Here is a 14276-nt window from a genome sequence, read left to right on the forward strand (position 1 = left end):
ATCAATACGCTACGTCGTCGCCCAGAAAGTCCATCCCCGGCATGCCGATGGGGGCCCCGGGGGGCGTGTCCACGCCGGGGTTAGGCACAAACTTGTTGGGGTCGTTTTCAAACTGGCGGATTTGGGCCAGGCCGAACAGGAGGCTGGCTTTGTGGCGGGGCGGGGCGGCGGCCAGGTGGGCACTCATCCACTGCTTGAGGCCGGCGATTTCCAGCAGGCTTTCGCCGCGCACGCTCTCGGCGGCGTCGGGGGCGGCGGCGAGTTGCAGCAGCGACTTCAGGGTGAGGTTGTTGACCAGCACTTGCAGCTCGCCCTTGTAGCCGGCGGGCAGGGGCGCCTTCCAGGTTTGGGCCAGCATGCGGTCCACGACGGGCAGGAAGCCAGGCTGCTGGGCGTCGCGGGCGTGGTACTCCACGAGGCGGGCGGCCCGCTCGGGGTTCAGCACCGAAGCGATGGTGAGGCCCGCGGCCGTTTCGGCGGCGGCGATGGGGTCGAAGGTGGGCCCCGTGTGGCCGCTGAAGGTTTCCAGGCTGCTCGGGAAGCCCGAGGGCCGCGGCGGAATCTGCTTGATGAGTGCCTCGGGCAAGGCCAGGGCGGTGGGCGTCACGGTGGCCATCAGCGCGTCGAAGGCTCGCCACTGCTCGGCCGGGGCTACCATCCGGGTGATGACCTGGCCGTCGCCCTTCACGGCGTGCGTGAAGTAGAGGCCGCCGAGCGACTTCGCCGCCGCCTCCACCTGGTAGCGGTGCAGTAGGTACATCGGCACCAGCACTTCCTCCAAAGTGGCCAGGGGGGCCCCGGCCGGAATGGCGTTGGTCGAGAAGTTATCGAGCACGTGGCGGCGCACGTTCATCAGCGTGTTCAGCTGGGTCACGGCGTTGGTGCCCTCGTCCCACTGGTTGGCGATGGGGTGCACGTAGCCGCCGATGTCGGGGATGAAGATGTGGCCCTGGGCCAGGGTTTCCTTCATGATTTTTTCCAGCCCGGCTGCCTCGTCGGTGCCCTTCGGGAAGTCCTGGTAGCCCCAGGTAATGGCCCGCTTGTCCCAGCTGCCGATGCCCGCGGCGTAGGCCTGCGACACGTCCACGGTGCCGTCCGCTTTCAGCGAAAAACGCGGAAACGGGTAGTCCATCACCGAGCCCCGCTCCTTGGTGCTGGAGGTGAAGTTGTGGTAGAGGCCCAGCGTGTGGCCGATTTCGTGGGCCGAAAGCTGGCGCACGCGGGCCAGGGCCATTTCGGCCATGGCCGTGGGCACCGGCTGGCCGGGCTTGTAGGGCTGGAGCAGGCCCTCGGCCAGCAGGTAGTCCTGGCGGTGGCGGTCGGAGCCGAGCGTGACCACGCCCTTGATGATTTCGCCGGTGCGCGGGTCGATGTACGACGAGCCGTAGGAAAACGCGCGCGGGTTGCCGGCGCGGTCCACCCAGTTCACCACGTTGTAGCGGATGTCCATGGGGTCGGCGCCCTCCGGTAGCTCCTTCACCACGAAGGCGTTGCGGTAGCCGGCGGCCTCAAAGGCCTGGTTCCACCAGCTGCCGCCCTCAATGAGGGCGCGCTTAACGTCGGGCGGGGCCCCGCGGTCGATGTAGTAAGTAATGGGCTTCACCGGGTCGCTGAGGGCGGCGGTGGGGTCTTGCTTGGCCAGGCGGTGCCGCCGGGTGTAGCGGTGCACCAGTGGCTCGGTCATGGGCGACGAGAAGTCCTGGTACGTGAACGGGTTGAAGCCCGAGCGCGGGTCGAACAGGCGGGGCTGGTAGCCGGCGTCGGGCAGGGCCACGAACGACTGGTGCATGCGCACGGTCACGGCGTTGGGGTCGGGGGCCAGGTCGGGGCCCCCGCCGAAGCCGCGGCCCGCCGAGCTGGGGCCCCCCACGAAGGTGACGATGGCTTCGAACTCGGTGTTCTGGGGGAAGTTCTTGGTGTTGTCGGGGTACACCGCCGAGCGGGTTTCGTCGAGGCGATAGGGCGCGGGGGCCCCGCCGCCCGCCGCGCCGGCGCGCAGCCCGGCGAAGTTGCGGCGGCCCAGCTGGTCGGTCAGCTTCTGGCTGTCGCGCACCAGAAACGGCGTCAGGTCCAGCAGCACCTTGCTGCCCTCCACGGCCACCGGCGCGAAGCCCCAGATGATGGACTTGGCGAAGGCGCTTTCCACTGCCCGCTGCTCGTCGGGGCCCGGCGCCGAGGCCCGGAAGCTGAGGTTAGGTTCCAGCAAAAACACCTTGCCCCCGGTGCGCACAAACTTGGCCACCGCCGCCGAGGCCGCGCCCCGCTCGGGGCCTCCTTGGCCCACGCCATCGGTGAGGGAGCTGAAGTAGAGGAACTCCTGGTCGAACTTCTCCAGTTCCAGGTACACTCTGCCGGTTTTCTCGTCGTAGTAATACGGGAAGTAGCCCTCGGTTTTTTTCAGGCCCTTCGTCACGGCATCGAGCGTGGCGGCGGGCTGGCCGGCGGGGCGGGCGGCCGGCGCCGTGGCGGCCGCCGGGGCATTCTTGTTGGCGCGTTGCGCCGTAACCAGGCCACTGGCGGCCAACAGGGTAACAAGTAGTAAAGAAGGGCGCTTCATTCAGGAAGGAAAAGGAATTTCGGAATTAAATAATCAGCAATGACAGTATTAAAGACGTCTGAAAAAAATCAACATTAGGCCGTCATGCTCATCTGGCGTCCGCGCAGCCGAAGCATCTCTCCCGCTAACTAATCATGGATTACTGCCGCAGTAGAGATGCTTCGACTCCACTTCGTTCCGCTCAGCATGACAGCCTAATGCCTTCCTAAACGTTCGGCAATATCACTATAAGAGCTTATTGCTGGAAATTTCGGCGTTTGGAATCGGGAAAATGTACTCGGGCTGGCTGGGCGAAATGGCCGGCGCGGTGCCCTTGGCCGGGATGGGCAGCAGGTTACGCAGCAAGTCGTTCGAGCGGAAGCCTTCGCCCAGCAGCTCGATGCGCCGCTCTACCCAAATGGTGCTGGTGAGGGCCCCCGCCGTGCCTACCGCCGCGGCCGGAAAAGCGTAGGTGGCGTCGGAGCGCTGGCGCACGGCCGTGAGCAGGGCAGTGGCAGTGGCCATGTCGGGGCTGGACTGGCGGGCCAGGGCCTCGGCGTAGTTCAGCAGCACCTCGGCGTAGCGCACCACGGGCACGTAGTCGAGGTAGGGGTTGGCGGTGCGGTACTTGGTCAAGTACACGGTGGTGCCGGCGGTGCGCAGCATGGTGCGGCGCAGGTCGGCGGGGCGCCAGGTGGCGTTGCCCAGGATGCCGGTTGGGTTCAGGTTGTACTCCTGGTTGAAGGTGTACTCGTAGCCCAGCGAGTTTTGGCCGCTCACGTTGTCGAGCGTCGTCATGGGCATCGACAGGATGGACTCGGTGGTGGTGTAGTCGGTGCTGAAAATGGTGTTGATGTTGGCCTGGAGCTGGTGCGCCACGCCCGTGGGGGCCCTAAATGGCGCGGCGGCCGACACGATTTTCCGGGCCTCCGTCACCACGTCGGCGTAGCGGCCCATGCTCAGGTACACCCGGGTTTTCAGGGCAATGGCCGTGTTGCGGTGGGCGCGGGTGGTGTTCAGCAGGGCCGTGGCGTAGGTAAGGGGCAGGGCGGCCTCGGCCTCGTTCAAATCCTTCAAAATCTGCACGTATACGGCCGCCACCGTGCTGCGGGCCAGGTCGTTGTTGGCGGTGCTGATTTCGCCCGACAGGCGCAAAGGCACGGCCAGCGAGGCCCCACCGTCCTTCACATAGGGCTGGCCGTAGAACGTGACCAGCGCGAAGTAGCTCAGGGCCCGCACCAGCTTGGCCTCGCCGGTATACTGCGCGGCGGTGGCGGCCGGCACCACGGTGGGGTTGGCCGCCAGCCCGTCCACCACCAGGTTGGCCGAGTTGATGGCCGCGTAGGCGGTGCTCCAGGTCGTCAGCGCGTCGTTCGAGCCCGAGTTGATGGTGTGGTTCCAGGCGTCGTAGCCGGTGAATACGTTTTGGAGGCGGTTGATGAATTCCTCGCCCCGGATGTCGCTCAGCATCAGGTAGCGGCCGCCGTAGTAGCTGCCGTTTTTGAGGCCCGCGTACAGGCCGTTCACCTGGCCCAGCACGCGGTCGGGGGTGTTGAACAGCAGGCTGCCTTGCAGCGAGGTGCGCGGCACGGGGTTCAGCAGGGTTTTCTCGTTGCAGGCCGGCAGGGCCAGCAGCAGGGCCCCCAGGAAGGCCGCGGCCAGCGCACGGGGCGGAAGTAGTCGTATCAGCATGTGCGAGGAGTTTAGTTGGGAGTTGCTAGTTGTCGGTTGTTCGTCATAGGCCAAGTAGTTGACTAATAATTGACAACGAGCAACTGACAACCTGTTTGGGTTGGGGCCCTAGAAGCCCACGTTCACGCCCAGCGTGAAGGTGCGGCCCTGCGGAATCGAGTTCTTGTCGACGCCGGGCGTGGTGTTGGTGTTGCCGTTCGAGGAGATGTCGGGGTCGGTGCCGGTGTACTTCGTCAGCAGGAAGCCGTTGAATACCTGCGAGTAGATGCGCACCGAGCTGATGCCCGAGTTGCCCAGCAGGTTTAGCGGCACGCGGTAGCCGATGCCAGCCGACTGCAAGCGCAGGTAATCAGCCTTTTCCACGTTGGCCGACACCGGAAACGACGAGCCGTTGGAGAGCAAATCGCCGTACACCACCCGCGGAATGTCCGTCACCTGGCCCGGCGTGGTCCAGCGCTCCAGCACTTCGGTCGAATTGTTCCAGAAGCGCTGGTCGCGCCAGGTGGCCTTGCTGCCGTTCATCACGTAGTTGCCGCCCGAGTAGGTCAGGTTCACCGTCACGTCGAAGTTGCCGTACTTGAAGGTGTTGTTGAAGCCGCCGTACCAGGTGGGCAGCGCGTTGCCCAGCAGCTGGTAGTCCGACACGCTGATGGCCGCCGCGGTGCGCCCGTCGAGGTAGGTCCAGCGGCTTTGGCCCGAGGGCACGGCGTGGTTGTACTGCACCTGCTCGCCAGCGCGGTTGATGAAGATGCGCCGGCCGTTGTCGGGGTTCACGCCGGCCGTGCGGGCCCCGTAGAGGCTGCCCACCGAGTAGCCCACGCGGGTGATGTTGGTGGTTTCGGAGCTGGTGCTGGTGGTGCCCACCAGCTCGGTGCCCTCGCCGTACAGCTCGGTCACCAGGTTCTTGTTGGTGGTGTAGTTCAGGTTGGCCGACCAGCTAAATTTGCCGCGGTTGACGAGGCTGGCCGTGATGCCGGCCTCAAACCCACGGTTGTACATCGCGCCCACGTTTTGCAGGATGGCGTTGCCCGGAATGCCCTTCGACGGCGACATGGGCACGTTCAGGATCAGGCCGTCCACGTTGTTGCGGTAGTAGGTCAGGTCGAGCTGCACCCGGTCGCTGAACAGGCCAATGTCGGCCCCCACGTTGGTTTGCTTGCTGGTTTCCCAGCCCAAATCGGGGTTGCCGCCCTGCCCAAACACCCACGTCGCCGCACCGCCGTACAGCGCCGAGTTGTAGAGCGAGAGCGAGCCGTAGGAGTTGGCCAGGTTGCCGTTGCCCACCTTGCCCCAGCTGGCGCGCAGCTTCAGGTTGGTTACCACGTCGGCCAGCTTCGAGGTCTTGTAAAAATCCTCCTGGCTCAGAAGCCAGCCGCCCGACACGCCCCCGAACACGCCGTACTTCTTGCCCGAGCCCAGCGCCGAGTTGCCGTCGCGCCGGAAGTTGACGGTCAGGAAGTAGCGCTTGTCGAAATCGTACGTCAGGCGGGCAAACGTGGAGGCAAACGCCCGCTCGCTCAGCGCGTTGCTCACGGGCACAATGTTGGCGTAGCTGCCCTGGAAGGTGTCGAAAAAGCCGTCCGAAATCTGCGAGCGGGTGGCGCCCCACGACGAGTTTTCGAACTTCTGCACGTCGTAGCCCACCAGCAGGCTCACCGCGTTTTTGGGCCCCAGCGTGCGCTGGTAGGTCAGGGTGTTGGTCACGTTCCAGTTGTTCACCAAAATGCTGTTGTTGGTGGCGTTGCCGCTCCCAAAGCCGGGGCCGTGCACGGCGCTCTGGAAGTTGTCGTTCTCGATTTTGAGGCGGTCCACGCCGTAGTTCAGCCGGTACTCCAGGCCCTTGAACGGCGTCACGCCCACCGAGAAGTTGGTGATGATGCGGTCGTTTTCCGAGGTGTACTTGTTCAAGTCCAGCAGCGGCACCGGGTTGTAGAAGTTGCTGGCCACCGTGTTGTTGCCCATGCCCAGGGTGTTGGCCGTGCTCACGTTGTAGCTGCCGTCGGGGTTCAGGACGGGCACGTTGGGGGCCGAGAGCCAGGCCAGCCGGGCCGAGCCCACCAGCCCGAAGGCGTTGCCCTCCAGCGAGCCCGTGCTGGGCGAGGCGTTCAGGCTGTTGGTGTAGTTGGCGTTGCCGCTCAGGCTCAGCCAGGGCGTCAGCTGGTGGCTAAGGTTGAAGCGCACGCCCTTGCGCACGAACTCGTTGGTTTTCAGAATGCCCTTCTGGTCGGAATAGTTGGTCGAGAGGTAGTACTTCGTCGTTTCCGAGCCGCCCGACACGCTCAGGCTGTGGTTCTGCGACACGCCGGTTTGGTACACCTGGTCGTACCAGTTGGTGTCTACTACCGAGCCGTCGGGGTTGAGCGTGGGGAAAAACGAGGCCCCCGACACGCTGGCCGTGTTTTCGTTACCCGACGACATTTTGGCGTTCAGCACCGCCTCGTTCTTGATGAGCATGAACTGCTCGGCGTTCAACATCTTGGGCAGGCGCACGGCGTTGGTCACGCCCGCCCAGCCCTCGTAGCTCACGCGGGCCTTGCCGGCCTTGCCGCTTTTGGTGGTGATGAGGATGACGCCGGCCGCCGCCCGCGAGCCGTAGATGGCCGTGCTGGCGGCGTCCTTCAGCACGTCAATCGAGGCAATGTCGGCCGGGTTGATGTCGCCGAGCGGGTTGTTGGCCACCGTCGTGTTGTTGGCCAGGTTGCCGGTGTTGATGGGGATGCCGTCCACCACAATCAGCGGGTACGAGCTGAGGGAGATGGAGTTAACGCCCCGGATGCGGATTACCGGGGCGTTGTTCAGCACGCCGTTGGGCTGCCCGATGCTGACGCCCGTGGCCTTGCCGGCCAGCCCCTGGTCGAAGCTCTGCACCGGCAAGTCCTTGATGGCTTCGCCCGACACCCGGGCCGCGGCCCCCGTGAATTCGGCCTTGGTTTGGGTGCCGTAGCCCACCACCACCACGTCGTCGAGCTGCTTGCTATCGGTGGCCAGCGCCACGCTGAAGGTACTGCGGCCCGCCACCGCCACTTCCTGCGCGGCGTAGCCCAGAAAGGAGAACACCAGCCGGGCGTCCGGCGCGCAGGCGAGGGTAAAAACGCCGTTTGCATCGGTGCCGGTGCCCTGGTTGGTGCCCTTCACCAACACCGTCACGCCCGGCAGCGGGGCCCCGGCCTGGTCCTTCACCTGGCCCGATACCTTGGTTTGGGCTGCGGCTTGCCCCGCCAGCAGCCCCGCCAGCAGCAATAGTAGTAGTTTTCTCATGTGGTTTTAATTGGTGAAAAGTTGCAATGCCGGGGCCCGCCCACGCGGCACCGGGCGGCCGTTTCGGGGCCGTCTACCAGAGGGTAGGAAGGAGCTTATTCCGCGGTTTCGGCAGCGAAAGCGGCGGAACGGGTGCGCAGCGGGGCCCTGCGCGGTGCCGGGGAGGGCAACGCCAAAGCAGCGGCTGGCAACAACATGCCCACGAAAAGGAGCCCCGGCTAAAAAAGACGGGCGTTGCGGGAGAGGGAAGGAGTGGGGGTGGGCCCCGGCGGCCCTGCGGAGCGCAGCAGCCGGCGCGGTGCGCCGTACGTGGAGGAAGTTAGGCGGCCGACTGCCGGGTGGGAGCCAGGTCGGCAAGCAACTAGAACATCAGCCGGGGGTGGGGTTCCGGCACCGCGCCCGCCGGTGAAAACCAGGGGCTTAGGTGGGCTGATTCAGCACGTAGGAGGAGAACGGAAAAGCGTTCTTTTTTCGGGAATCAAATGCGCGCCGCGCCGGCAGAAGCATCTGATTCGCTGGGCCAATCTTACGAAGGCATTGTGGTAATTAAAAACTTTTGATGAAGTTTTTTAATATTTAACTGAATAAAAATTATATTTTTAATTCACGCCGCTGGCAAAATAAGTCGGTTTCCGGGGCCCCACACAGGTTTTTAGCCGGAAGGCAGCCAACGCGAAATCACGAAGAAATAATGTGCAACTGGTGAGCCAGCCCGCCAGAACCTACCAGTCGCCGGGCCTCCAAATTTTGCAAGCTGCTGTCGAACGCCAAGCCTCGCAGCGCGCTGCCCGGCTGCCCGGGAGCCAGCCCACGAACCGCAAAGCGGCGGCGGTGCCCCGCCCTACAGCACCTCCACCAGCGTTTCCAAGGCCATGCCGCGGCTGCCCTTCACCAGCACTTGCCGGCCGCTGAGGGGCGCGGCGGTCAGCCAGGCGGCGGCAGCGGCTTTGGTGGCGAAGTGGCGGGCTCGGGGCCCCAACGCCGGCTGGGCGCTGGCCAGCAGGGGCCCCACCAGCAGCACTTCGGGCAGCGCCAGGTCGGCCAGTAGTTCGCCCAGGGCGCGGTGCTCGGCTTCGGCTTCGGGGCCCAGTTCGAACATGTCGCCGAGGATGACCAGCTTGCCCTGCCCGGCCGCGGCGGGCCGCTGGGCGAAGCTGCGCAGCGCCGCGGCCATGCTGCTGGGGTTGGCGTTGTAGGCGTCGAGGATCAGCTCGTTGCCACGGGCGGTGCGCAGCAGCTGCGAGCGGTTGTTCTGGGGGTTGTAGGTGGCCAGGGCGGCGGCAATGTCGTCCACGGGCACGCCAAAAAACTTGCCCACGGCGGCGGCGGCGGCCAGGTTGGGGAAGTTGTAGCCGCCGGTGATGTGGGCGGCCACGTCGGGGCCCGCGGCGCCCAGGCGCAGGGCCACGGCGGGGTCGGCGGCGAGCAGGGTGGCGGGGTAGTCGTCGGCGGGCCCCGGGTAGGTGCGGCGCTGGGGCACGGCGGCGGCCCGGGCCACCACCTGCGCGTCGAGCGTGTTCACGAAGGCCAGGCCGCCGGTAGCGCGCAGGAAATCAAACAGCTCGCCCTTGCCCAGGGCCACGCCCGCGGCCCCGCCGAAGCCTTCGAGGTGGGCCTTGCCGATGTTGGTGAGCAGGCCGTGGGTGGGGCGCGCCCACTGGCAGTAGGCTGCGATTTCGCCCCGGTGGTTGGCGCCCATTTCCACCACCGCAAAGTCGTGCTCGTCCAGCCGCAGGCGCAGCAGCGTGAGGGGCACGCCGATGTGGTTGTTGAGGTTGCCGAGCGTGGCCAGCACCCGGAACCGCTTGGCCAGCACGGCGGTGAGCAGCTCCTTGGTGGTGGTTTTGCCGTTCGAGCCCGACACGGCTAGCACGGGGCCCCTAAACTGCTGGCGGTGGTGCGCGGCCAGGGCTTGCAGGGCCTCCAGGGGGTCGGGGGCGAAGAAGTAGTGGGCGGCGTCCTGGGCGGCCAGCGCGGCGTCGTCCACCACGGCCACCAGGGCCCCTTTGGCCACGGCCTGGGCCGCAAAGTCGGCGCCGCGGAAGCTGGGGCCGTTCAGGGCAAAAAACAGGGTGCCCGGCTGGGGCTGGCGCGAATCGGTGCTGACCTGGCCGTGGGCGGCCAGGTAGTGGGCGTAGAGGGCGCTTACATTTATCATTTATCAATTACCATTTAACAGCCGTGGCTGGGCGGGTGGGGCCGCACCGCACAAAGTAAGAGCCTAATTTAGGGACGGGGCCCGGGCCCCCGCCGCCCGGCGCGGCGAACTTTGCGCCCCGCAACCGTTGTCAGTTATTCGCTGCCGCTCTTGCTGTTTCGCTAAAAACCCCCCGATTACTCTTGCTTATGCTGCGCCGCTACGCCGTTTTGCTGTTGCTACTGCTGCTGGGGCCCCCGGCGGCCCGCGCCCAAACCGCCACTTTTGGCGGGTTCGAGTACCGGGCGGCGGGGGCCGTGGTGGAGGGCGCCGACACGCTGCGCCAGGCCTGGGCCGGCGGCTTCAACACGCCCCAGTTCAGCAGCATCGACCTGAACGGCGACGGCCGGAACGACCTCTTTGCCTTCGACCGCCAAACCAGCCGCTGCTACACGTTCCTGAACGCGGCGCAGCCGGGCGGCAGCCGCGGCTGGCAGTACGCGCCCGACTACGAGGCCCTGTTTCCGCAGGACCTGGCGGGCTGGGCCCTGCTGCGCGACTACGACTGCGACGGCCGCCCCGACCTGTTCAGCTACGTGAACGGGGGCGACATCCGGGTGCACCGTAATGTGGCCGGGGCGGGAGGGCGGCCCAGCTTCCAGCTCACCACCAGCCAGCTGCGCTTTTCGGGGGCCGGCACGGGCACCAGCAACCTCACCATCGGCGGCTACAACATGCCGTCCATTGCCGACGTGAACGGCGACGGCAAGCTCGACATTCTCAGCTACGACTTCGTGAGCGCCACGCGGATCGAGCTGTACCTGAACACCAGCGCCGACGCCTGCGGGGCGGGCCTGACCTATAAAATCGACACCAACTACTGGGCCCAGCTGCAAACGTGCAGCGGCTGCGCTGCCTACCAGCTGCCAGGCCTAGCCTGCCGGGGCGGCGGGGCGGCGGCCAAGCCCACCCACACCGGCGGCCACAACCTGCTGGTGCTCGACGTGAACGGCGACGGCGTGTACGACGTGCTCGACGGCCGCGACAACTGCCCCGAGCTGGTGGCGCTGCTCAACCAGGGCACCAACCAGCTGGCCACGCTCACGGCCAGCAGCATCCGCACCGATTTCCCGTCGGCGGCCAACCCCGTGCGCCTGCCGGTGTTCCCGGCGGGCTACCTGATTGACACCGATTTCGACGGCATCAACGACCTAGTGGTGGCCCCCAACATGCTGGACAACAGCCAGGACAACGTGAGCCAGCGCGACAACGTGCGCCTGTACCGCAACACGGCCGCCACCGGGGCCCCAGCCTTCGGCTACCAGCCCCGCGGCTTCCTCACCAACGACGTGGTGGACGTGAGCGAGGCGGCGGCCCCCACCTTTGGCGACCTCGACGGCGACGGGCTGGCCGACATGCTCATCGGCAGCAACGCCGACCGCGTGAACGGGCAGTACCGCGCCAGCCTCACCTACTACCGCAACGTGGGCACGGCCGCCCGGCCGGTGTTCAGCCTCGTGTCGCGCGACTATTTGGGCCTGGCCGCCAAGGGCACCGCACCAGCCTTGTTCCTCGCCCTCAAGCCCGTGCTGGTGGACCTGAACCGCGACGGGGCCCTGGACCTGGCCTACGCCGCCAACTACCAGAACGTCAACCGCATTTATTACATCCTGAACACGGCCGCCGCCGGCCGCCCGGCGGTGTTCGACCCCACCACAACCAACTATTTCAAGCCCCAGGGCGCGGCGGGCAGCGGCGTCTTGCCCGCGTTTATGGGCGACATGCCGTGCTTCACCGACGTGGACGGCGACGGCAACGTGGACCTGCTGGTGGGCACCGACGACTACACCGAGCCCGGCCAGTCGCTGCGCTACTTCCGCAACCAGGGCCCCGGCGTGGCGCTCGAAAACGCCTTTGTGGCGGTGAACAACGACCTGGGCCGGATCCGCGACGCGGCCGGGGCCCGGCCGTTCCACCTCAGCCCCGCCGTGGCCGATTTTGACGGCGACGGCCTGCCCGACCTCGTGACGGCCGACAACACCGGCGCCGTCCGGTTTTTCAGCAACTACCGCACGCTGCTGGCTGGCCCCACCGCCCCCCGCACCAACCTGTTCTGGAACGCCCTGCTAAGCCAATACGAAGCCAACCGCCTGGGCCAAAGCGCGCTGGTGCGCTACGGCCTGGCCGCGGCCGACGTAAACGCCGACGGCATCCCCGAGTTGTTCATCGGCACCGAAACCGGGGGCCTCAGCAGCTACGCCGTGCGCCGCGGCACGCCCACGCCCACCCGCCCCCCGGCCGCCGCGGCCCTGGGCTTGGCCCTGTACCCCAACCCCGCCCGCGCCCAGGCCACCGCCGAAACCGCCCAACCTACCCGCGTGTCGGTAATCGACGCCACCGGCCGTGTGGTTAGGGCCCCCGGGGACCTAGCCCGCCAGCACGCGCTGGTCCTCAGCGGCCTGGCCCCCGGCCTCTACCTAGTGCGCGCCGAAGCCGCCGATGGCACCGCCGCCGTGCAGCGCTTGGCCGTGCAGTAAAACGGCGTAGTAGTAGCGTTAAACTGCTGAGCTTACGCTTGGGGCAAATCAGAAGTGCAAGCGCAAGCAAATTCGATACAAGTATCAGATTTGCAGTATATTAATTGTTTGCCAAGTTTTGTGAACTGCTGTTAACTCGCCTCAACAATGGTTCCTGCCAACCAAAGGCGTCAGTTGGATTGCTTGGAGCGCTTGGTCAAACGAGCACTTGGTTTCAGGACGAGATATTTCCTTGCGGCGTGGCATTGCCTTTCTATTTGAAACCGAACAGGTAAGTAAGCGAAGCCTGGAAAGCGCGGGTTCGGTATTTGGTGCTCCCAAAAGAGATTAAGCCATAGTATTGATCCGAATTCACGTTGCGCAGCCCCAGGCGGTAACCGGCGTGCAGCAAAAAACCTTGGTAGCGGTAACCAACACCTCCCTCCAAGCCGGCGTCGACGCGTTGCAACACCAGGCCTGGGGCCGAGGAGGCGTTGGGGTCCGCGCTAACGGTGGCCGAGCCTTCGGCATGAAAACCATCGTTGGCGTTGTCGCTGGTTGATCGGTAGCGCCCGCCCAGCAGCAGGCCCAGGTAGGGCCCCGCGAATGCCTGCACGCCTTGGCCAGTGGCTCGTTGCCGGTAAGCCACGTGCAGGGGAATGGTCACGTATTGCAGCCGCACATCGTCTCGGTTGTCGTAGGTGCTTCTGCCGTTGTTGTACAGCATTTGGGACTTGAAGCCCCCTTGTTCGTACAGCACCGCCGGTTGCAGGGCCCAGTGCCCCAAACCTATTTCCCCCGCCAAGCCGGCACTCCAGCCGGAGCGGTAAATTGATTTGGAATAGTCGTTGCCCACTTGCTGGAAGTGAACGGTGAACAAGCCGCCGCCCACGCGAGGGCCCACGCTGAAAGTAGTCTGCGCGTGAGTCAACACGCTGGTCAGCAGAGCCAATGGGAGTAAAAAGTATTTCAAAGGACTAATATTAAAATCACGATATAAAATCCGGAAAGAAGCGAACATTCGCCGCGCCCCGGTAAAAGCCTATTCTAGCGAAGCAATCAATAGCCCGGCCAAACGATGAGGGGCCGATGAAAATCTGAGCAAGTAGAACAAAAAAAGGGCACTAACAAGGCCCCTGTGCCCCTAAAGCTCGGTTTCAATAAAAATTGATAGTAGAAGCTCCAATTGTTTTATTGCTGCTGACCCGCTACCCCCAAGGTCTATTGCGAGTAGCGCCGGCCGGCTTGAATCGCTCAGTTCATAAATCAGGGTGTGCACGTTCACGGCACCTCAACGCATTTTGCGCTTCCCCCAGCAAACGCTACCGCCCGGCCAGCGTGAACGCATCCCCGTCCTGCAAGGCTGGGAACTTCGCCCGGAAATCCTGTAACCCCTCCCAACTCAGCGTGCGCGTGACGCAGCCCACGGCGTCGCCGGGCGCGGCCAGGTACTCGCCGCGCATGTTCAGCAGGGCCGAGTCGCCGGCGTAGGCGTGGCTGAGGCCGTCGGTGCCCACGCGGTTCACGCCGGCCACGTAGGCCACGTTTTCGATGGCCCGGGCTTGCAGCAGCACCTGCCAGGGGCCCCGGCGCACGGCCGGCCAGTTGGCCACGTACAGCAGCAGGTCGTAGGGCGCGGCGGCGGGGTTGCGGCTCCACACCGGGAAGCGCAGGTCGTAGCAAATGAGCGGGCAGATGCGCCAGCCGCGCCAGGCCTCCACCAGTGGGGCCCCCTGGCCGCCGGTGTAGGTGCGGTGCTCATTGGCGAAGGTGAACAGGTGGCGCTTGTCGTAGTGGGCCAGCGTGCCGTCGGGCCGCACCCACAGCAGGCGGTTGTGGAACGCGTCGCCCTCGCGGATGATGACGCTGCCGGTCACCACGGCGCCCAGGCGGGCGGCGGTGGCGCGCAGCCAGGCCACGGTGGGGCCCTGCATGGTTTCGGCCTGGCCCGCGGCGTCCATACTGAAGCCGGTGGTGAACATTTCGGGCAGCACTACCAGGTCGGTGGGCGCGGTTAGGGCCCCCAGCAGCTCATCGAACATGGCGCGGTTGGCGGCCGGGTCGTGCCAGTGCAAGTCGGCTTGGATCAGGGTTACGGTGAGGTCGTTCGGCATTTTCAGGGAAGGTGTGGACTGCG

Annotated in this window: 7 protein-coding genes; 1 reads left to right on the plus strand and 6 read right to left on the minus strand. The window is 65.6% G+C overall.

The window, feature by feature from the left end:
• Window position 1: 1 nt before the first annotated feature.
• The 4 genes from AXW84_RS01930 to AXW84_RS01945 form a co-directional block, all read right to left on the minus strand.
• Window positions 2–2557 (minus strand): zinc-dependent metalloprotease, encoded by a 2556-nt coding sequence (locus AXW84_RS01930; protein WP_068227891.1) that lies wholly within the window; start codon window positions 2555–2557, stop codon window positions 2–4.
• Window positions 2558–2782: 225 nt separating this feature from the next.
• On the minus strand, window positions 2783–4228 hold the full coding sequence (locus AXW84_RS01935) for a RagB/SusD family nutrient uptake outer membrane protein (protein ID WP_068227894.1): 1446 nt from the start codon (window positions 4226–4228) through the stop codon (window positions 2783–2785).
• 108 nt (window positions 4229–4336) lie between these two features.
• Window positions 4337–7486 carry a SusC/RagA family TonB-linked outer membrane protein gene (locus tag AXW84_RS01940; protein WP_068227895.1) on the minus strand — a complete coding sequence of 1050 codons (3150 nt, stop codon included), beginning with the start codon at window positions 7484–7486 and terminating at the stop codon, window positions 4337–4339.
• Window positions 7487–8327: 841 nt separating this feature from the next.
• Window positions 8328–9644, minus strand: a complete 1317-nt coding sequence (locus tag AXW84_RS01945) for a UDP-N-acetylmuramoyl-tripeptide--D-alanyl-D-alanine ligase (protein ID WP_068227897.1) — start codon at window positions 9642–9644, stop codon at window positions 8328–8330.
• Between the two features lie 188 nt (window positions 9645–9832).
• On the opposite strand from AXW84_RS01945, the gene AXW84_RS01950 reads away from it, so the two are divergent.
• On the plus strand, window positions 9833–12160 hold the full coding sequence (locus tag AXW84_RS01950; RefSeq protein ID WP_068227899.1) for a T9SS type A sorting domain-containing protein: 2328 nt from the start codon (window positions 9833–9835) through the stop codon (window positions 12158–12160).
• A gap of 253 nt (window positions 12161–12413) precedes the next feature.
• Here the strand turns inward: AXW84_RS01950 and AXW84_RS01955 are convergent, their stop codons facing one another.
• Window positions 12414–13112, minus strand: coding sequence for an outer membrane beta-barrel protein (locus AXW84_RS01955; protein ID WP_157886762.1), 699 nt, complete (start codon window positions 13110–13112; stop codon window positions 12414–12416).
• A 349-nt stretch (window positions 13113–13461) separates the two neighbouring features.
• Window positions 13462–14253, minus strand: a complete 792-nt coding sequence (locus tag AXW84_RS01960) for an amidohydrolase (RefSeq protein ID WP_068227904.1) — start codon at window positions 14251–14253, stop codon at window positions 13462–13464.
• Between the last annotated feature and the right edge of the window lie 23 nt (window positions 14254–14276).

It is taken from the genome of Hymenobacter sp. PAMC 26628 (genome assembly GCF_001562275.1).
Lineage (GTDB): Bacteria > Bacteroidota > Bacteroidia > Cytophagales > Hymenobacteraceae > Hymenobacter.